Origin of the sequence: Pseudomonas sp. NPDC079367 (assembly GCF_044542195.1) — a bacterium.
Classification (GTDB): Bacteria; Pseudomonadota; Gammaproteobacteria; order Pseudomonadales; family Pseudomonadaceae; genus Aquipseudomonas.
In genome coordinates, this window is the sequence record NZ_JBITTW010000011.1 from 49,790 (window position 1) to 69,366 (window position 19,577).

A 19,577-nucleotide genomic window follows, 5' to 3' on the forward strand; every position below is an offset into this window, starting at 1 on the left:
CGTCAATCGACACGGTCAAACCAGCATAGCAGTGCCCTCGAAGATCAAAAGATCGCAGCCTTCGGCAGCTCCTACCTTTGGAATACATTCCCCTGTAGGAGCTGCCGAAGGCTGCGATCTTTTGAATCTGAAAAAAAACCCCGACGAATCGGGGCTTTGGGTTTGGCCGGCAAGTTACTCGCCGATGGCCGCCTTGTAAGCCGCCGCATCCAGCAGCTTGTCCAGCTCGGCCTTGTCGCTTGGCTTGAGCTTGAAGATCCATGCGCCGTACGGGTCGGAGTTCAGCAACTCGGGCGAACCGCTCAGCTCTTCGTTGATCGCGATGACTTCACCGCTGACCGGGGCATAGATGTCGGAGGCGGCTTTCACCGACTCGACCACACCGGATTGATCACCGGCGGCGAACACCTTGCCGACTTCGGTCAGTTCGACGAATACCACGTCGCCCAGCGCTTCCTGCGCGTGATCGCTGATGCCCACGGTGACAGTGCCGTCGGCTTCCAGACGCGCCCATTCATGACTTTCAGCAAAACGCAGTTCGGCAGGGATATCGCTCATCTTCGGTGTCCTCGAGAAATTGTCAGCGGTCATGCCCGCCAGAAAAGGTTAGATCAAGGTTTTGCCATGGCGCACGAAGGTCGGTTTGACCACTCGCACCGGGTACCACTTGCCACGGATTTCCACTTCGGCGCGGTCGGCGGTTGCCATCGGTACACGCGCCAGGGCAATCGATTTGCTCAGCGTAGGAGAGAAACTACCACTGGTGATCTCCCCTTCGCCAACATCGGCGATGCGAACCACCTGGTGAGCGCGCAAAACCCCGCGCTCTTCCAGCACCAGACCGACCAGTTTGTGCGCCACGCCGGCAGCTTTTTCCGCCTCCAGCGCCGCGCGGCCGATGAACTGACGCGAGGCCGGTTCCCAGGCGATGCTCCAGGCCATGTTCGAAGCCAGCGGCGAAACGTCCTGATGAATGTCCTGACCGTAAAGGTTCATCCCGGCCTCGACCCGCAAGGTGTCGCGAGCGCCGAGGCCGATCGGCGAAATGCCGGCGCCCACCAGATCGTTGAAAAAACCCGGGGCCTGATTCGCTGGCAGGCAGATTTCCAGGCCATCTTCGCCGGTGTAGCCGGTACGCGCGATGAACCAGTCGCCGTCGACGGCGCCTTCGAAAGGTTTGAGTTGCTGGATCAGCGTGGCGCGGGACTGGGTCACCAGTTCGGCAATCTTGTGCCGGGCTTGCGGCCCCTGTATGGCGAGCATCGCCAGCTCGGAGCGCTCGTGCAGTTGCACTTCGCAAGCGCCGAGCTGCGCGTTCATCCACGCCAGATCCTGATCGCGGGTGGAGGCGTTGAACACTAGCCGGTACGCGTCGTCGAGGCGATAGACGATCATGTCGTCGACGATGCCGCCACGCTCGTTGAGCATGGTGCTGTACAAAGCCCGGCCGGGGCTGTGCAGACGTTCGACGTCGTTGGCCAGCAAATGCTGGAGCCAGGTCTTGGCCTGGGCGCCGGTGACATCGATCACGGTCATATGGGAAACATCGAACACCCCGCAATCGCGACGCACTTCGTGGTGCTCCTCGACCTGCGAGCCGTAATGCAGTGGCATGTCCCAACCGCCAAAATCGACCATCTTCGCGCCGAGCGCGAGGTGCAGGTCATACAGAGGCGTACGCTGTCCCATGGGTTTCTCCTTCCGGGCGTGGCGAGGGTGCGGACCGCCGCTATACGGCTGGAAACCTTGATAAATAAGGCTTTCAGCCGATTCCAGCGCACGGGTCTGTCAGACGAACCGCACCGAATGCCGCGCATTGTAGCCGCATGATGTAGGACTGACGACTAAGTGTTTCGGTGCGCGGAGCGCCTGATCAATCCGATAACCGGCAACAGACCGACCAACACCAGCGTCAGTGCCGGCAACGATGCCCGCGCCCACTCGCCTTCGCTGGTCATTTCAAAGATGCGCACCGCCAGCGTGTCCCAGCCAAACGGGCGCATCAGCAGGGTCGCGGGCATTTCCTTGAGCACATCGACGAACACCAGCAGCGCCGCGCTCAACGTGCCGGGCAGCAACAACGGCAGATACACTTTGAAAAACAGTCGCGGCCCACTGACACCCAGGCTACGCGCCGCTTCAGGCAAAGATGGCCGTATACGCGCCAGGCTGCTTTCCAGCGGCCCGTAAGCGACAGCAATGAATCGCACCAGATAGGCCATCAGCAACGCCGCGAGACTGCCAAGCAGCAACGGTTTGCCGGCACCGCCGAGCCATGACGAAAGCGGAATCACCAGCTCGCGATCCAGATAACTGAAAGCAAGCATGATCGACACCGCCAGCACCGAACCGGGCAAGGCGTAGCCGAGATTGGCCAGACCGACGCCGGAGCTGATCGTCTGGGTCGGCGCCAGACGCCGGGCAAAGGCCAACAACAACGCAACGCTGACGGTGATCAGTGCCGCCATCGCTCCCAGATACAGCGTGTGCAGGATGAGCCCGGCGTAGCGTTCATCCAGATCGAAACGCCCGCGCTGCCAGAACCACACCATCAGTTGCAGCAGCGGAATGACGAAGGCGCAGGCGAACACCAATCCACACCAGGCCGTCGCCGCGAACGCCTTGATTCCGCGCAGGTGATACAGCGCTTTCACCCTTGGCCGCTCATTGCTGGCCCGATTCGCCCCGCGTGCCCGGCGTTCGCCGTACAGCACCAGCATCACCACCAACAGCAACAGACTGGCCAGTTGCGCCGCGCTGGGCAGGCTGAAGAAGCCGTACCAGGTTTTGTAGATCGCCGTGGTGAAGGTATCGAAGTTGAACACCGACACCGCGCCAAAATCGGCCAGGGTTTCCATCAGCGCCAGCGCCACACCCGCGCCAATCGCCGGGCGCGCCATCGGCAACGCAACCCGCCAGAACGCCTGCCACGGCGACTGCCCGAGCACCCGCGCCGCTTCCATCAAACCTTTGCCCTGAGCCAGAAACGCGGTGCGCGCCAGCAGATAAACGTAGGGATAAAAGACCAGCACCAGCACCACGATCACCCCGCCGGTGGAACGCACTCTCGGCAGGCGCAGGCCGCTGCCAAACCATTCGCGCAGGAGGGTTTGCACGGGGCCGGCGAAATCGAGCAGGCCGACGAAGACGAACGCCAATACATACGCCGGAATGGCGAAAGGCAGCATCAGCGCCCAGTCGAGCCAGCGCCGACCGGGGAATTCACAGAGGCTGGTCAGCCAGGCAAGGCTGACGCCCAGCAGGGTCACGCCGACACCGACGCCAAGGATCAACGTCAAGGTATTGCCGAGCAGGCGCGGCATCTGGGTTTGCCACAGGTGCGACCAGATCTGCTGATCGATGGTCTGCCACGACAACAGCAGCACACTCAGCGGTAACAGCACCAGAGCGGCGATGGCGAAGACGATGGGGTACCAGCGGCGCTGGGCGGGGTAGGCCACTTTTGAATCTCGCGGATAGGTCGTGGAGTGTGGGGAGAAAAGCAAAAAGATCGCAGCCTTCGGCAGCCCCTACATGTGAAACGTGTTCCCCCTGTAGGAGCTGCCGAAGGCTGCGATCTTTTGCTCTTTACAACAGCAGAATCAGTTCCACCCAGCCCGATCCATCATCCGGATCGCTTCGGCCTGGCGTTTGCCCGCCACCTCAACCGGCAAGGTATCGGCAACAAACTTGCCCCACGCCGCCACTTCTTCCGATGGCGCCACTGCCGGGTTGGCCGGGAATTCCTGGTTCACGTCGGCGAAAATTTTCTGCGCCTCTGGCGTGGTCATCCATTCAACCAATGCCTTGGCCGCTTCCGGGTGCGGTGCGTGTTTGGTCAGGCCGATGCCCGACAGATTCACATGCACGCCGCGATCGGCCTGATTCGGCCAGAACAGTTTCACCGGCAGTTCAGGCTTCTGCTTGTGCAGGCGGCCGTAATAGTAGGTGTTGACGATGCCGACATCACACTGCCCGGCACTGATCGCTTCCAGCACCGCAACGTCATCGGAGAACACGTCGGTGGACAGGTTGTTGACCCAGCCCTTGAGAATTTTCTCGGTCTTCTCGGCGCCGTGGACTTCGATCATGGTCGCGGTCAGCGACTGGTTGTAGACCTTCTTCGCCGTGCGCAGGCACAGGCGGCCTTCCCAATTCTTGTCGGCCAACGCTTCGTAGGTGGTCAGCTCGCCCGGTTTCACCCGTTCGGTGGAGTACGCGATGGTCCGCGCGCGCAGGCTCAGGCCGGTCCAGGCGTGGGTGGACGAGCGATATTGCTGGGGAATGTTGGTGTCGATGGTTTTCGAGGTGAATGGCTGGAGGATGCCCATTTGCTCGGCCTGCCACAGGTTGCCGGCATCAACCGTGAGCAGCAGGTCGGCGGTAGCGTTCTCGCCTTCGGCCTTGATGCGCTGCATCAATGGCGCTTCCTTGTCGGTGATGAACTTGATCCTCACCCCGGTCTTGGCGGTGTAGGCATCGAACACCGGTTTGATCAGCTCGTCGATGCGCGACGAGTAAACCACCACCTCATCGGCAGCCTGGGCAGCAGTGCTGCCGATCAGGGTCAAGGCCAGTGCGGTCAGAAGACGCTTGGGTGCCAACATGGGAGTGGTCTCTCGGTCGGGAAATGTGGGCCAAATGATAAGGACTCACATTTACCACCACAATCGAACACTGGGGGAAGGCGTTACCAGATGTTGCACAGGCTGAATGTTGCGGTGACTGGACTGACGCCTTCGCGAGCAAGCCCGCTCCCACAGTTGGAATGCATTTGAACTGTGGGAGCGGGCTTGCTCGCGAAGAGGCCGTAAGCCTCGATAGACAACTAAGGCTTTGCCAGGGCTGGGAGGTCACCCGTCAACCCCAACGCCTCGCGCACAAACAACGCCTTCGCCTCCGGCATCCGCTCTACCACCTTCAACCCGGTATTACGCAACCAGCGCAGCGGCAGCGGATCAGCCTGGAACAACCGCTCAAAGCCCTCCATCGCGGCCATCAGCGCCAGATTGTGCGGCATGCGCCGACGCTCATAACGGCTCAGGACCTTGACGTCTGCCAGTGACTCGCCACGCTCATGCGCCTGCAGCAACACTTGCGCCAGCACCGCCGCATCGAGGAACCCAAGGTTCACACCCTGCCCGGCCAACGGGTGAATGGTGTGCGCCGCATCACCGATCAACGCCAGGCCTTGCGCGACATAGCGTTTGGCGTGGCGCTGACGCAGCGGTACGCACAGGCGCGGATCGGCACTGATCACCTCACCCAGGCGCCCTTCGAAGGCCCGCTCCAGCTCAGCGCAAAACGCAACGTCGTCTAGCGCCATCAAGCGTTCGGCTTCACTTGGCGTGGTCGACCAGACGATCGAGCACCAGTCCTGCTGACCATCACGCTCCAGCGGCAGAAACGCCAACGGCCCGTGATCGGTAAAACGCTGCCACGCGGTTTTGCGGTGCGCCTGAGTGCAGCGCACGCTGGTGACGATCGCATGGTGCAAATAATCCCACTCGCGAGTCGCCACGCCGGTGAGACGGCGCACAGCGGAATTGGCGCCGTCGGCCGCGATCACCAGCGGCGCGCGCAAGGAGCGGCCATCGGCCAGCGTCAACAGCCAGTCATCGCCGGAGCGACGCATCTGCTCCAGCCGCGCATTGGCGAGAAGGCCCAGATCGCAATCGTGCAAACGCTCGAGCAAAGCATCCTGCACCACGCGGTTTTCGACAATGTGACCGAGCACATCGGCATGCACGCTGCTCGCCGAGAAATGAATCTGCCCGGTGCCGCTGCCGTCCCAGACGTGCATGTCGGTGTACGGGCTGCTGCGCCGTTGGACGATGCCATCCCAGACGCCGAGGCGTTCGAGGATGCGCTGGCTCGCCGCCGACAATGCACTGACGCGCGGTTCGAACGCCGCTTCGGCATCGAACGGTTTCACGCTCAGGGCGCTGCCGTCGAGCAGCAATACTTCCAGGCCGCTGTCCTGTAGCGCCAGCGCCAGGGCGCTGCCGACCATTCCGGCTCCGACAATCAGCAGATCTGCACGCATTTCCATGCTTTAGGCCTGTCTAGCTTGCGGCTTGCGCCGCACGTAAGGGTTTTTACCGAGCGCACCCGTTGGCGGCGCGATCCTGAAATTGAAAGTGCCGCTCCGCCACTCAAGCATCCGGGCGTGTTCCCAGGCCCATTGCCTGCCGGGCGAACCAGCGTTTGGCCGGCGGCAGCAGGTCGAGGCCGAGCAGGCCGAGGTTGCGCCCCAGCGACACCAGCGGCTGGGTGCTGCCGAACAGGCGTGTGACCTGATCGGAAAAACCCACGGTGAGGTCCTGATCGAGGCGCTGCCGTTCGCGATAGGCCTGCAACGTGGCAAAGTCGCCCAGCGCTTTTTCGCTGCCCAGCAGCGCGGCGGCCAGAGCATCGGCGTCGCGCAGCGACAGGTTGAAACCCTGGCCGGCGATCGGGTGCAGGCTGTGCGCGGCGTTGCCGAGCACGGCCAGATGCGAACGCACCTGCTCTTCGGCTTCAACCAGCGAAAGCGGATACAGGTGCCGCGCGCCGACCTGTTTCAGCGTGCCGAGGCGGTAACCGAACACACCCTGCAATTCGCTGAGAAATTCCCGCTCACTCAACTCGGCCAGACGCTGCGCGTCCATGCCCAGACGCGTCCAGACCAGTGCGCAACGGTTGTCCGGCAACGGTAGCAAGGCCATCGGCCCTTCGTCGGTGAAGCGCTCGAACGCCATGCCGTTGTGCGCTTCGCTCGGGGTGATGTTGGCGATCAGCGCGCTCTGGTTGTATGGACGCGTGCGCACGTTGATGCCCAGCTGTTCGCGCAACCCGGAACGACCGCCATCAGCGAGCACGGCGAGGTCGCATTCCAGCGTGCTTTCATCGTTGAGGGTCAGGCGATAGCCATCGGCCAACGGCTCCATGCGCGTGACTTCCGCCGGGCAGCGCCAAGTGATGACGTCTTTGTCCAGGTGTTGCCACAGGCACTGGCCGAGCCAGGCGTTTTCCACCACGTAACCGAGCGCGGGCACGCCTTCTTCCATCGCCGACAAGCGCGCGGTGGAAAAGCGGCCACGGTCGGAAACGTGAATCTGTTTGATCGGCTCGGCACGGCGGGAAATTTCCTGCCAGACGCCCAGACGCTGATAAATCTGCCGCGAGCCGAACGACAGCGCCGAGGAGCGTGCGTCGTAGCTCGGCTGCCAGCTATCGCCGGGGGCGAAAGGTTCGATCAGGACGATTTTCCAGCCACGGGCCTTGGCCCCGGCCTGCAAGGCCAACGCCAGACTGGCGCCGACCAGACCGCCACCGATGATTGCCAGATTGACTCGACTCATGCTGCGTGTGTCCTTGCTTGTGCCATCAGCGCTTCGATCTCGGCGACGGTTTTTGGCACGCCGCTGGTGAGAATTTCACAACCGGATCGGGTCACGACCACGTCATCCTCGATGCGCACGCCAATGCCACGCCATTTCTTCGCCACGTTCTGATTGTCCGCCGCGATGTAGATGCCCGGCTCCACGGTCAGCGCCATGCCGACTTCCAGCACGCGCCATTCGCCGCCGACCTTGTACTCGCCAACATCATGCACATCCATGCCCAGCCAGTGGCCGGCGCGGTGCATGTAAAAAGCCTTGTAGGCTTCGCTGGCGATCAGTTCGTCAACGTTGCCCTGCAGCAAACCGAGCTTGACCAGACCCGTGGTGATCACCCGCACCGTGGCTTCGTGCGCCTGGTTCCAGTGCTTGTTCGGTGCAATCTCGGCGAACGCCGCTTCTTGCGAAGCCAGCACCAACTCGTAGATCGCCTTCTGCTCCGGCGAAAACCTGCCGTTGACCGGCCAGGTGCGGGTGATGTCGCTGGCGTAGCAGTCAATCTCGCAACCGGCGTCGATCAACACCAGATCGCCGTCCTTGAGCAACGCGTCATTCTGCTGGTAATGCAGGATGCAACTGTTGCGCCCGGCGGCGACGATCGAACCGTAGGCCGGCATCTTCGCCCCGCCCTTGCGGAATTCATAATCCAGTTCGGCTTCGAGGCTGTATTCATACAGCCCCGGACGACTGGCCTGCATCGCGCGGATATGCGCTTGCGCCGAGATCCGCGCGGCTTCGCGCATCACCTTCACTTCTGCCGCCGATTTATACAGGCGCATGTCGTGCAGCAGATGATCCAGGGCAACGAACTCATTCGGCGGTTGCGCGCCGAGGTGCGCCTTGGAACGGATCACGTTGATCCAGTCCATCAGGTGCCGATCAAACTCGGGGTTGCTGCCCATCGCCGAATACACCCGGTCGCGGCCTTCGATCAGGCCCGGAAGGATGTCGTCGATGTCGGTGATGGGAAAGGCGTCGTCGGCGCCGTACTCACGGATCGCGCCTTCCTGCCCCGCGCGCAGGCCATCCCACAATTCGCGCTCGGCATTGCGTTCACGGCAGAACAGGATGTACTCGCCGTGCTCGCGGCCGGGCATCAGGACGATGACGGCTTGTGGCTCGGGAAAACCGCTGAGGTATTGGAAGTCGCTGTCCTGACGGTAGACATGCTCGACGTCGCGATTGCGGATCGCCACCGCGGCGGCGGGCAGGATCGCGATGCTGTTGGGTTCCATCTGCGCCATCAGCGCCCTGCGGCGCCGGCTGTATTCCGCTTTGGGGATATGGGTCATGGGCAGATGGTTTTCCCTGGCACGCGATTAATGCAGCGACGGCTTGGCGGCTGGCGGCACGTCGGCTTTCTTGGTTTCCGAAAACAGCAACAGCGGCGCGACGCGCAGGTATTCCATGACTTCCATGTAGTCGGATTCGCCGTCTTCGGACTCTTCCAGTGCATCCTGCACCTGGGAAATGGCCGCCAGATCCTGCAGCACTTCGGTGGCTTCGGTGCTGAGCATGCTGCTGTCGCGGCAGTTCAGGCCGAAACCGCTGAGAAAGCCCTGACACCACTCGCCCAGTGCAGCAGCGCGTTCGGCCAGCGGCGCATCATCGGTCGGCAGCAGCAGAACGACGGTGACGTCGTCGCCGGTCAGTTCGCCTTTGACCATCTCCTGCAGGCCGATCAGGGCATTGCGGACGTTGTCCTGGATGTCGCCTTCGAGCAGTTCGGCGGCGTCGATCAGCCAGCCTTCGTGATCGAAGCCGGCCCCGGCGCAACTGCGCCCGAGCAGCACGCCGTGCAGCTCGGCAGGCGAGACGTTGTGGCCGCTGGCAGTCAGCAGGGTGGCAAAGGCTTGGTACGGGGAATTCGCAATGGTCATGGGCAGCTAGGCGCCAGACGGCGCTATGTCTAGAATGAAGGCCTTGTATCCTACATCGACAGCCCCGCCAAGACCATTAAAGGCTGTCCGCCAGTCACCACCCATCAGACGAACACGTGGACCCAATGGAAGACACCGACCTGCAAGCGCTGATGGCCAGACTCGAACTGCTGATTGGCCGAGTCGAGCAACTTAAGAGTCAAAACGCACTCTTACTAGCTCAGGAAAAAACCTGGCGCGAGGAACGCGCTCACCTCATTGAAAAAAACGAAATCGCCCGGCGTAAGGTCGAATCGATGATTTCGCGCCTCAAGGCCCTGGAGCAAGACTCATGAGTTCAAGCAATAGCGTTACCGTGCAGATCCTCGACAAAGAGTATTCGATCATCTGCCCGCCGGAAGAACGCAGCAATCTGGTCAGCGCCGCACGTTACCTGGACGGCAAGATGCGCGAGATCCGCAGCAGCGGCAAAGTCATCGGCGCCGACCGCATTGCCGTGATGGCCGCGCTGAACATCACCCACGACCTGTTGCACAAAGAAGAGCGCCCGGACATCCAGGCCAGCGGTTCGACCCGCGAACAGGTGCGCGACTTGCTCGATCGTGTCGATCTGGTCCTGGCCGACGATCAGAACACCGTCAAGGGCTGATTCGACTGGCAGCTTGAGGTATACTCGCGGCACTCCCTGGGGTGCTTGCCAGTTGACGATGTCCCGGAGCCGATTCGCACTACCCTGGAAGTTGCACGTTGGGCTGGTGTGCATGTCCGCTAGACGGAAAGCCTTAAAGTCTACTGCTTCTTCCACCTTGAACTTTCGGGTTCAAGGGCTGAGTTGACAGCGGTTCATCCGGGGAGCCTGATTCGAATCCGATGTCGGTGTATGCCGACATCGGATTTTTTATGCGTACGTTTTTGCATCCACCTGCCGAAGCCGAACCATGACCGAACCCGCGCTGCTGCCCCGCCCGCAACTTCGCCGCCTGCTGCGCAAGGCGCGCCGCGCATTGACGCCGGGCCAACAACGTCAGGCTGCCAAGTGCCTGTTCCGGCAATTGGCCCAAGACCCGCACTTTCGGCGGGCGAAACATCTCTCTCTGTATTTGCCTACCGACGGTGAAATCGATCCGCGCTTGCTGCTGCGCGAAGCCCAGCGTCGCGGCAAGGCAACTTATCTGCCGGTACTCAGCGCCTGGCCGCGAACCAAAATGGTCTTCCAGCGCATTCGTCCCGGCGAAAAGCTGACCCCTAATCGTTTCCGGATTCTTGAGCCCCGCGCCAATCTGGCTCGGCAACGCAAGGTCTGGGCGCTGGATCTGGTGCTCTTGCCGCTGGTGGGGTTTGACGATGTCGGTGGACGACTGGGCATGGGCGGCGGGTTCTATGATCGCAGCCTTGCCTACCTGGCCCGGCGCCAGAACTGGCGCAAGCCGACACTGCTGGGCCTGGCCCATGAGTGTCAGAAGGTCGAGCGTTTGGCGCAGGCGAGCTGGGATGTCCCGTTACAAGGCACGGTCACCGACAAGGCATGGTATTTCGCAGAGTAGACGCCGCACGGAACAGCGGCGTCGAAGAGACAGGTTCAGCGTTTGAAAGCAGTCGACTGTTGCACTTGTTGTGCAATCTCAATCGGTGCATCAGCCTTGTTCGCCCACAGGCTCTGCGCGTAACCGGTGGTCACCACGCCCAGGCCAAACAAAATTACCAAAGTCCATAGCAAATCCGGTTTGCGTTTCATCGATTGCCCCCCTCAAGGCACATCATCACGATGACAGCAGCGGTTTCCGTTCGTAGGCCGTGCAGCAGCGTCAAGCTTTAAAGGCCGGCATTTTGCGGCAACGTGAACCTGTGCGCAAACGCTGGCGTCAACCGACTGTCGGTTTGTCATAAAATTGCCCGACAACCTGCCCAATGACCGCTTCAGGAGCACACGACATGGCCTATTGGCTGATGAAATCAGAGCCCGACGAACTTTCGATCAAGGGTCTGGAAAAGCTCGGCAAGGCGCGCTGGGACGGGGTTCGCAATTATCAGGCGCGCAATTTCCTGCGGGCGATGGCGGTAGGCGATGAATTCTTTTTCTACCATTCCAGTTGCCCGGAACCGGGAATTGCCGGCATCGGCAGGATCATCGAAGCGGCGTACCCGGATCCCACCGCTCTGGAGCCGGAAAGTGAATACTTCGATCCCAAGGCTACGGCGGAGAAAAATGCCTGGAGCGCGATTGATGTCGAGCATGTCGAGACCTTTGCGCGAGTGCTGAAACTGGATTATCTGAAGCAGCAGACCGCGCTGGCCGAGATGCCACTGGTGCAGAAAGGATCGCGATTATCGGTGATGCCGGTGACGCCGGAGCAGTGGGCGGCGGTAATTGCGTTGCGTTAACGCGCAAAAAGATCGCAGCCTTCGGCAGCTCCAACAGGGAAACGTATTCCAGGGTAGGAGCTGCCGAAGGCTGCGATCTTTTGACTTTTAAGACTTACTGGATGATCAGGTTGTTGAACAACAGATCCTCAACCACTGGCTTGCCGGTCTCGTCATTCATGACCTGCTGGGTCTGCTTCAACGCTTCCTGCCGCAGCTTTTCCTTGCCTTCAATGCTGCCCATCGCCTCGGTCGACTGCTGAGTGAACAGCGCCACCAGCTGATTGCGGATCAGCGGCTCGTTGGCCTTGACCAGTTTGGTCGCTTCTTCGCCGGTGACGCGCAGGGCCACATCGGCCTTGTAGACCTTGAGTTTGGCGGTGCCGTCGAGGCCATAGTTGCCGACGAACGGCGGGCTCAGGGTGATGTAATTGACCTTCGGCGCCTCGCCTTCTTTGGCTTCTTCGGCCAGTGCTGCCACAGGCAGAGACAGGGCCAGCAACAACATGATCCACGCTTTCACAATTCGCTCCTTATCCGTTTTGCGGCCTAGCATAACGACCCGCCGCGCAAGCACAAGCTTATGCCTGACTATCAGGGTCGGGCATGCTCGTTGACCCGTTGATTCACACACCTACACTTATCGGCCATCACTCCCAAAGGAATAGCCCTGATGAAAGCCGTGCTGTGCAAAGCCTTCGGCCCTGCCGAATCGCTGGTGCTGGAAGACGTCGCCAATCCTGTCGCCAAGAAGAATGAAATCCTGCTGGAGGTGCACGCCGCCGGGGTCAACTTCCCGGACACGCTGATCATCGAGGGCAAATACCAGTTCAAACCGCCCTTCCCGTTCTCGCCAGGCGGTGAAGCGGCCGGCGTGGTGCGCGAAGTAGGGGAAAAGGTCAGCCACCTCAAGGTCGGCGACCGGGTCATGGCCCTGACCGGCTGGGGCAGTTTTGCCGAGCAGGTCGCGGTGCCGGGCTACAACGTGCTGCCGATTCCGCCATCGATGGATTTCGACATCGCCGCTGCATTCAGCATGACTTACGGCACATCGATGCACGCGCTCAAGCAACGCGCCAACCTGCAACCGGGCGAAACCCTGCTGGTGCTCGGCGCCTCTGGCGGTGTCGGTCTCGCCGCTGTGGAAATCGGCAAAGCCATGGGCGCACGCGTGATCGCTGCAGCCAGCAGCGCCGAGAAACTCGCAGTGGCCAAAGCGGCCGGCGCCGATGAGTTGATCAATTACAGCGAAGGCAATCTGAAGGACGAAATCAAACGCCTCACCGATGGCCAGGGCGCCGACGTGATTTACGACCCGGTCGGCGGCGACCTGTTCGACCAGGCCATCCGCGCCATCGCCTGGAACGGCCGCCTGCTGGTGGTCGGCTTCGCCAGCGGACGCATCCCGCAATTGCCGGTCAACCTCGCCCTGCTCAAAGGCGCGGCAGTGCTCGGCGTGTTCTGGGGCTCGTTCGCCCAGCGCCAGCCCCAGGACAATGCAGCCAACTTTCAGCAGCTGTTCGGCTGGTTTGCCGAGGGCAAGCTCAAACCACTGGTATCGCAGGTCTATCCGCTGAGCAATGCCGCGCAGGCGATCAATGATCTTGGCCAGCGCAAGGCTGTGGGCAAGGTTGTCGTTCAGGTTCGTTAAAACATGGAGCGATCCGGAGCAGCAATCCGGATCGCTTTATCGTTGAGGTCTGCCTCTTCTATCCGTCAAACCGCAGAAACCCACCCGAGTCACCATTCCCTCAGCGCCCGGTACTTGTCTCAGAGCGACATGTTCATAAAGGAACGCTCGGCTGCCCACATTTCCGCTTTTTAGCCGACATGAAGCGATGCTATTTTCGGTAACGAAACTGTAACATTCGCATCCGCAGTCAAAACAATAAAACTGGAGCTCTTGAATGTTTGCTTTCTTTCGTCCCGCCGCACATCAGGCTCCATTGCCTGAAGAAAAAATAGACAGCACCTACCGTCGCCTGCGCTGGCAGATCTTCGCCGGTATCTTTATCGGCTACGCCGGTTACTACCTGCTGCGCAAGAACTTCTCCCTGGCCATGCCATACCTGATCGACGAAGGCTACAGCCGCGGCGACCTCGGCCTGGCGATGTCGGCGATTGCCATCGCTTACGGTCTGTCGAAGTTCCTCATGGGCCTGGTGTCCGACCGCTCCAACCCGCGCTTCTTCCTGCCGTTCGGTCTACTGGTCTCGGCCGGGGTGATGTTCATTTTCGGTTTCGCGCCGTGGGCCACGTCCAGCGTGACCATGATGTTCATCCTGTTGTTCATCAACGGTTGGGCGCAGGGCATGGGCTGGCCGCCGAGCGGGCGGACCATGGTGCACTGGTGGTCGCAGAAGGAACGCGGTGGGGTAGTGTCGGTGTGGAACGTGGCGCACAACGTCGGTGGCGGCCTGATCGGCCCGCTGTTCCTGCTCGGCATGGGCCTGTTCAACGACTGGCACGCGGCGTTCTATGTGCCGGCGGCGGTGGCGCTGGGCGTGGCGGTGTTCGCGTTCATCACCATGCGCGACACCCCGCAATCGGTCGGCCTGCCGCCGATCGAGCAGTACAAGAACGATTACCCTGAAGGCTACGATGCCAGCCACGAAGACGAATTCAGCGCCAAGGAAATCTTCGTCAAGTACGTGCTGCGCAACAAAATGCTTTGGTACATCGCCCTCGCCAACGTCTTCGTCTACCTGCTGCGCTACGGCGTGCTGGACTGGGCGCCGACTTATCTGAAGGAAGCCAAGGGCTTCACCGTGGATAAAACCTCGTGGGCGTATTTCTTCTATGAGTGGGCAGGCATTCCGGGCACGCTGCTGTGCGGCTGGATGTCCGACAAAATCTTCCGTGGCAACCGTGGCCTGACCGGCATGGTGTTCATGGCCCTGGTGACTGTGGCGACTCTGGTGTACTGGCTCAATCCGGCCGGCAACCCGATGGTCGATATGATCGCCCTGTTGTCGATCGGCTTCCTGATCTACGGCCCGGTGATGCTGATCGGCCTGCAAGCGCTGGAACTGGCGCCGAAGAAAGCCGCCGGCACCGCAGCGGGCTTCACCGGTCTGTTCGGTTATCTGGGCGGTTCGGTCGCGGCCAGTGCGGCAATGGGCTACACCGTTGACCATTTCGGCTGGGATGGCGGTTTCGTCCTGCTGGTCGGCGCCTGCCTGCTGGCGATGGCCTTCCTTGCGCCGACGCTATGGCACAAGCAAGTCGCCAGTCAGAGCCGTGACGCGGTCGCCTGATCACTGTGTGATTTACAGCGCTTGAGCCGCGCCTCCAGATTGCGGTCTGGCATGGCGTGGCTGCGCAGGGCGTGCGCGGTCTGCTCGACATAATCACGAGTCGTGCCGTAACGCCCGCTGGCGCTGGCGAACACCTGGCTGAGCACATGATCCGGCAAGTTGCCGGCATAGCTCGGCAGGTGACGCTCCAGAACAAATCCCAAGGCCTGCACCTGAGTGCCATCCTCGAGCCGGCAATTGAGCCAGTGCGGGCGATACGACGGGAACGGCATCTCGCGTTTCCACAAGGCGTACAGCGCGGTATCGAGATTGTCTTCCGGCAAGCGGTAGGCAAAACCGCTGCACGACCCGCCACGATCCAGACCGAATACGAGCCCGGGCATTTCCGGCGTCCCACGGTGCTCGTGAGACCACAGGTACAAGCCGCGATGATAACCATGCACGCGACCGCGCATGCGCTCCACTGCTGTGCATTCCGGACGCCAGATCAGCGAGCCATAGGCGAACAGCCACACCGGCCCGCCCTTGTGGCGCGCCATGGTCGATTGCATGGAAGCGAGAAGTTGTTCGTGCGTCAGCTGCGGCCCAAGATCGAGCCGTGGAGGGTAAGCCAGGTTCAGAATTGCGTTTTCAATGGCGCTCATGGCGAATAGCGTTCAGCTCCCCGCGGGTGATGAATTACTTAATAGAACGCACCGCTGTAACAATAAGGCACATATGTTTTAAGGCAAATTAAGTGCCACTGATTAATTGCCTGATTGATATATAACCTAGCGGTATTTATGCAATTGCATAAATACCAATCGGCTATATACCAAGTTATAAGTATCAGGAGCGCGGCGCGTAGGCGAACACGTCGGCACGCATCTGGTGCGCATCCATGCCCGCCTCGACGAGCGCATCCAGCGTGCCGTAGACCATCGCCGGCGAACCGCTGGCATAGACGTGCAGCGGCTTCAGATCGGGGAAGTCCTCGCAAACCGCCTCATGCAACATGCCGCAACGCCCTTCCCAGCCGCACTGATCGCTGACGACCTTGTGCAGAAACAGATTGGGCAACTTCAGCCATTCGTCCCAGTGCTCGATTTGATAGAAATCTTCCGGACGGCGCACGCCCCAGTACAGATGCACCGGATGCTTGAAGCCTTCGGCACGGCAATGCTCGATGAGGCTGTGGATCTGGCCCATACCGGTGCCAGCGGCGATCAAGACCAACGGGCCGTCCGGCAATTCGGCCAGATGCGTGTCGCCGAACGGCAGCTCGACGCGCACCATCGGGTTGCGTTGCAACTGCTCGATCAGGCTCAGCGCACTGGCTTCGCGCGCCAGCACATGGATTTCCAGATCACGTCCGCCGTGGGGTGCCGAAGCCATGGAGAACGCCGATTTCTCGCCGCTCTCGCGCTCGATCATCAAATACTGCCCGGCGTGATAGCGCGGCGGCTTGCCGGCCGGTGCACGCAGACGCACGCGCCAGGTGTCGCCGCCCACCTCGCGACACTCGATGACCTGACACGACAGGCTGCGCACCGGCAGCTCCCCCAGCGCGAGCACGCCATCCCACAGCAGCACGCAGTCTTCCAGCGGTTCAGCGATGCAGGTGTAGAACTCGCCGTGGTCGCGAACTTTGCCGGCCTGCTCGACACGGCCCTCGACCAGCAGCGCGGCACACACGTGGCAATTGCCGTTGCGGCAGCTTTGCGGGCAATCAAAGCCCAGGCGCCGCGCGCCGTCGAGAATCCGCTCACCGGGTTGTATCTCGAGCACCGCTCCGGAAGGCTGCAGGGTTACACGCATCAATCTATTCCTAACTGATTCCAGATGGCATCGATCCGCTGGGTGACGGCGTCGTCCTTGACGATCACGCGGCCCCACTCGCGGGTGGTTTCGCCCGGCCACTTGTGGGTGGCATCCAGGCCCATTTTCGAGCCCAGGCCGGAGATCGGCGAGGCGAAGTCGAGATAGTCGATCGGCGTGTTGTCGATCATCACCGTGTCGCGCTTGGGATCCATGCGCGTGGTGATGGCCCAGATCACGTCGTTCCAGTCGCGGGCATTGATATCGTCGTCGGTGACGATAACGAACTTGGTGTACATGAACTGTCGCAAAAACGACCAGACGCCGAGCATCACGCGCTTGGCATGCCCCGGATACGACTTCTTCATCGTCACCACGGCCATGCGGTACGAGCAGCCTTCCGGCGGCAGGTAGAAGTCGGTGATCTCGGGAAACTGCTTCTGCAGGATCGGCACGAACACTTCGTTCAGCGCCACGCCCAGAATCGCTGGCTCATCCGGCGGACGGCCGGTGTAAGTGCTGTGATAGATCGGCTTGATCCGGTGGGTGATGCGCTCGACGGTGAACACCGGGAAGCTGTCGACTTCGTTGTAATAACCGGTGTGGTCACCGTACGGACCTTCATCGGCCATTTCGCCCGGATGAATCACGCCTTCAAGGATGATTTCGGCGGTGGCCGGCACTTGCAGGTCGTTGCCCCGGCACTTGACCAGTTCGGTGCGGTTACCGCGCAAGAGCCCTGCGAAAGCGTATTCGGAGAGGCTGTCCGGTACCGGCGTCACGGCGCCGAGAATCGTTGCCGGATCGGCGCCAAGGGCCACGGACACCGGGAACGGCTGGCCCGGATGCTTCTCGCACCACTCGCGAAAATCGAGGGCACCGCCACGGTGGCTGAGCCAGCGCATGATCACCTTGTTGCGGCCGATCACCTGCTGACGGTAGATGCCGAGGTTCTGGCGCTCCTTGTTCGGGCCTTTGGTGACCGTCAGGCCCCAGGTGATCAGCGGGCCGACGTCGCCGGGCCAGCAGGTCTGTACCGGCAGCATTGCCAGATCGACATCATCGCCTTCGATGACTACTTCCTGGCACACCGCATCTTTGACCACTTTCGGCGCCATCGAAATGATCTTGCGGAAGATCGGCAGCTTCGACCACGCATCCTTCAAACCCTTCGGCGGCTCCGGCTCCTTGAGGAACGCCAGTAGCTTGCCGATTTCGCGCAGTTCGCTGACCGACTCGGCGCCCATGCCCATGGCCACGCGCTCGGGTGTGCCGAACAGGTTGCCGAGCACCGGAATGTCGTAGCCGGTGGGTTTTTCGAACAGCAGCGCCGGGCCTTTGGCCCGTAGCGTGCGATCGCACACCTCAGTCATCTCCAGCACCGGCGAGACGGGAATCTGGATGCGTTTCAACTCTCCGCGCTGCTCAAGCTGCTGCACGAAATCCCGAAGATCCTTGAATTTCATTGACGATGGCACCCTCAAAATAGGCGTACATCCTACCTGCTCTGACGGGCAAACAGCAGCCCGTCATCGCTCGATTATGGCTAGCGCGCTACTGCGAAGGAGCAGGCTGCGGACTCCGGAGTGCGCAGCCGACACCGCAGAATCAGCGCATCAGCCGATATATCCGCTGGGTGCGAGATTCTTCGGGGCAAAAAAAACGCCCCCTTGCGGGAGCGTCCTTTATTGAAACGCCAGCGTATTACTTGCGCTTCATCGACAAGAAGAACTCGTCGTTGGTTTTGGTCGTTTTCAACTTGTCGACCAGGAACTCGATGGCGGCAACTTCGTCCATCGGGTGCAGCAGCTTGCGCAGAATCCACATGCGCTGCAGTTCGTCGTCGGCGGTCAGCAACTCTTCGCGGCGGGTGCCGGAGCGGTTGATGTTGATGGCCGGGAACACACGCTTCTCGGCGATCTTGCGATCCAGCGGCAGTTCCATGTTGCCGGTACCCTTGAACTCTTCGTAGATCACTTCGTCCATCTTCGAGCCGGTTTCTACCAGCGCGGTGGCGATAATGGTCAGCGAGCCGCCTTCTTCGATGTTACGCGCGGCGCCGAAGAAACGCTTCGGCTTCTCGAGGGCGTGGGCATCGACACCACCGGTCAATACCTTGCCGGAGCTCGGGATCACGGTGTTGTAGGCACGGGCCAGACGGGTAATGGAGTCCAGCAGGATCACCACGTCTTTCTTGTGTTCGACCAGGCGCTTGGCCTTCTCGATCACCATTTCAGCGACCTGCACGTGACGGGTCGGCGGCTCATCGAAGGTCGAGGCAACCACTTCGCCGCGCACGGTGCGCTGCATTTCGGTCACTTCTTCCGGACGCTCGTCGATCAACAGCACGATCAGGTGAACTTCAGGATTGTTACGCGCGATGTTCGCTGCGATGTTCTGCAGCATGATCGTTTTACCGGCTTTCGGCGGTGCGACGATCAGACCACGCTGGCCTTTGCCGATCGGTGCACACAGGTCGATCACGCGACCGGTGAGGTCTTCGGTGGAACCGTTACCGGCTTCCATCTTCATGCGCACGGTCGGGAACAGCGGGGTCAGGTTCTCGAAGAGAATCTTGTTTTTCGCGTTCTCGGGACGATCGAAGTTGATCGTGTCGACCTTGAGCAGGGCGAAATACCGCTCGCCTTCCTTCGGAGGGCGGATCTTGCCAACGATGGTGTCACCGGTGCGCAAGTTGAAGCGGCGGATCTGGCTCGGCGAGACGTAGATATCGTCCGGGCCGGCCAGGTAGGAAGCGTCTGCGGAGCGCAGGAAGCCGAAGCCGTCCTGGAGAATCTCCAGCACGCCATCACCGGAGATTTCCTCGCCGCTCTTCGCGTGCTTTTTCAGCAGGGAGAAAATCACGTCCTGCTAGCGCGAACGGGCCATATTTTCTATGC

19 protein-coding genes, 1 other RNA gene and 1 pseudogene are annotated in these 19,577 nt (G+C 61.1%); 7 read left to right on the forward strand and 14 right to left on the reverse strand.

Translation table 11 applies throughout. The features are described from left to right. Window positions 1–174 precede the first annotated feature (174 nt). The 8 genes from gcvH to ACIGDJ_RS12375 form a co-directional block, all read right to left on the reverse strand. A complete protein-coding gene (gcvH, locus tag ACIGDJ_RS12340) occupies window positions 175–558 on the reverse strand; it encodes a glycine cleavage system protein GcvH (RefSeq protein WP_042607071.1) in 384 nt (127 codons plus the stop codon). Window positions 559–606: 48 nt separating this feature from the next. Continuing rightward, window positions 607–1,689, reverse strand: a complete 1,083-nt coding sequence (gene gcvT / locus ACIGDJ_RS12345) for a glycine cleavage system aminomethyltransferase GcvT (RefSeq protein ID WP_101161490.1) — start codon at window positions 1,687–1,689, stop codon at window positions 607–609. Between the two features lie 155 nt (window positions 1,690–1,844). After that, complete coding sequence (locus ACIGDJ_RS12350; RefSeq protein ID WP_101161492.1) at window positions 1,845–3,461, reverse strand: iron ABC transporter permease; 1,617 nt, start codon at window positions 3,459–3,461, stop codon at window positions 1,845–1,847. A 141-nt stretch (window positions 3,462–3,602) separates the two neighbouring features. Next, window positions 3,603–4,607 (reverse strand): extracellular solute-binding protein, encoded by a 1,005-nt coding sequence (locus tag ACIGDJ_RS12355; protein ID WP_101161494.1) that lies wholly within the window; start codon window positions 4,605–4,607, stop codon window positions 3,603–3,605. 221 nt (window positions 4,608–4,828) lie between these two features. Further along, window positions 4,829–6,046 (reverse strand): 2-octaprenyl-3-methyl-6-methoxy-1,4-benzoquinol hydroxylase, encoded by a 1,218-nt coding sequence (locus ACIGDJ_RS12360; RefSeq protein WP_178081231.1) that lies wholly within the window; start codon window positions 6,044–6,046, stop codon window positions 4,829–4,831. 109 nt (window positions 6,047–6,155) lie between these two features. Next, a complete protein-coding gene (ubiH, locus tag ACIGDJ_RS12365; protein ID WP_101161498.1) occupies window positions 6,156–7,343 on the reverse strand; it encodes a 2-octaprenyl-6-methoxyphenyl hydroxylase in 1,188 nt (395 codons plus the stop codon). Continuing rightward, window positions 7,340–8,674: a Xaa-Pro aminopeptidase gene (gene pepP, locus ACIGDJ_RS12370; RefSeq protein ID WP_101161500.1), complete on the reverse strand. Its 1,335-nt coding sequence runs from the start codon at window positions 8,672–8,674 to the stop codon at window positions 7,340–7,342. Before pepP ends, ubiH begins: the two co-directional genes overlap by 4 nt. Window positions 8,675–8,701: 27 nt before the next feature. Further along, window positions 8,702–9,262, reverse strand: coding sequence for a YecA family protein (locus ACIGDJ_RS12375; RefSeq protein ID WP_101161501.1), 561 nt, complete (start codon window positions 9,260–9,262; stop codon window positions 8,702–8,704). Between the two features lie 125 nt (window positions 9,263–9,387). Between ACIGDJ_RS12375 and ACIGDJ_RS12380 the strand changes: the two genes are divergently transcribed. The 4 genes from ACIGDJ_RS12380 (at window position 9,388) to ACIGDJ_RS12395 (ending at window position 10,806) form a co-directional block, all read left to right on the forward strand. Next, on the forward strand, window positions 9,388–9,597 hold the full coding sequence (locus tag ACIGDJ_RS12380) for a TIGR02449 family protein (protein WP_007911197.1): 210 nt from the start codon (window positions 9,388–9,390) through the stop codon (window positions 9,595–9,597). Next, window positions 9,594–9,911, forward strand: a complete 318-nt coding sequence (locus ACIGDJ_RS12385) for a cell division protein ZapA (protein WP_056791703.1) — start codon at window positions 9,594–9,596, stop codon at window positions 9,909–9,911. Before ACIGDJ_RS12380 ends, ACIGDJ_RS12385 begins: the two co-directional genes overlap by 4 nt. A gap of 30 nt (window positions 9,912–9,941) precedes the next feature. Next, window positions 9,942–10,120: non-coding RNA, 6S RNA (gene ssrS / locus ACIGDJ_RS12390), on the forward strand. An 80-nt stretch (window positions 10,121–10,200) separates the two neighbouring features. Further along, window positions 10,201–10,806, forward strand: a complete 606-nt coding sequence (locus tag ACIGDJ_RS12395) for a 5-formyltetrahydrofolate cyclo-ligase (RefSeq protein WP_101161503.1) — start codon at window positions 10,201–10,203, stop codon at window positions 10,804–10,806. 35 nt (window positions 10,807–10,841) lie between these two features. Here ACIGDJ_RS12395 and ACIGDJ_RS12400 read toward each other — a convergent pair whose 3' ends face one another. After that, a complete protein-coding gene (locus ACIGDJ_RS12400; protein ID WP_090287349.1) occupies window positions 10,842–10,997 on the reverse strand; it encodes a hypothetical protein in 156 nt (51 codons plus the stop codon). Between the two features lie 197 nt (window positions 10,998–11,194). Here ACIGDJ_RS12400 and ACIGDJ_RS12405 point away from each other — a divergent pair, with 197 nt between their 5' ends. Beyond that, entirely contained in the window at window positions 11,195–11,644 is a 450-nt protein-coding gene (locus ACIGDJ_RS12405) for an EVE domain-containing protein (RefSeq protein WP_397479318.1), read from the forward strand. A gap of 94 nt (window positions 11,645–11,738) precedes the next feature. Here ACIGDJ_RS12405 and ACIGDJ_RS12410 read toward each other — a convergent pair whose 3' ends face one another. Then, entirely contained in the window at window positions 11,739–12,146 is a 408-nt protein-coding gene (locus ACIGDJ_RS12410; RefSeq protein WP_056791694.1) for a flagellar basal body-associated protein FliL, read from the reverse strand. Window positions 12,147–12,296: 150 nt separating this feature from the next. On the opposite strand from ACIGDJ_RS12410, the gene ACIGDJ_RS12415 reads away from it, so the two are divergent. After that, a complete protein-coding gene (locus ACIGDJ_RS12415; RefSeq protein WP_397504558.1) occupies window positions 12,297–13,274 on the forward strand; it encodes an NADPH:quinone oxidoreductase family protein in 978 nt (325 codons plus the stop codon). Window positions 13,275–13,530: 256 nt separating this feature from the next. Next, on the forward strand, window positions 13,531–14,880 hold the full coding sequence (gene glpT / locus ACIGDJ_RS12420; protein WP_397479320.1) for a glycerol-3-phosphate transporter: 1,350 nt from the start codon (window positions 13,531–13,533) through the stop codon (window positions 14,878–14,880). Here glpT and ACIGDJ_RS12425 read toward each other — a convergent pair. The 4 genes and pseudogenes from ACIGDJ_RS12425 to rho all read right to left on the reverse strand — a co-directional run. After that, on the reverse strand, window positions 14,856–15,524 hold the full coding sequence (locus ACIGDJ_RS12425; protein WP_024014748.1) for a gamma-glutamylcyclotransferase: 669 nt from the start codon (window positions 15,522–15,524) through the stop codon (window positions 14,856–14,858). The two genes, glpT and ACIGDJ_RS12425, sit on opposite strands and share 25 nt — an antisense overlap. Window positions 15,525–15,708: 184 nt before the next feature. Next, the gene (locus ACIGDJ_RS12430; protein ID WP_397479321.1) at window positions 15,709–16,677 is read right to left on the reverse strand and encodes a CDP-6-deoxy-delta-3,4-glucoseen reductase; all 969 of its coding nucleotides are present in this window, start codon (window positions 16,675–16,677) and stop codon (window positions 15,709–15,711) included. Further along, on the reverse strand, window positions 16,677–18,143 hold the full coding sequence (gene ubiD / locus ACIGDJ_RS12435) for a 4-hydroxy-3-polyprenylbenzoate decarboxylase (protein WP_039757427.1): 1,467 nt from the start codon (window positions 18,141–18,143) through the stop codon (window positions 16,677–16,679). The genes ACIGDJ_RS12430 and ubiD overlap by 1 nt, the downstream gene beginning before the upstream one ends. A gap of 238 nt (window positions 18,144–18,381) precedes the next feature. Next, window positions 18,382–19,577, reverse strand: a pseudogene (gene rho / locus ACIGDJ_RS12440) (transcription termination factor Rho); the annotation flags it as partial.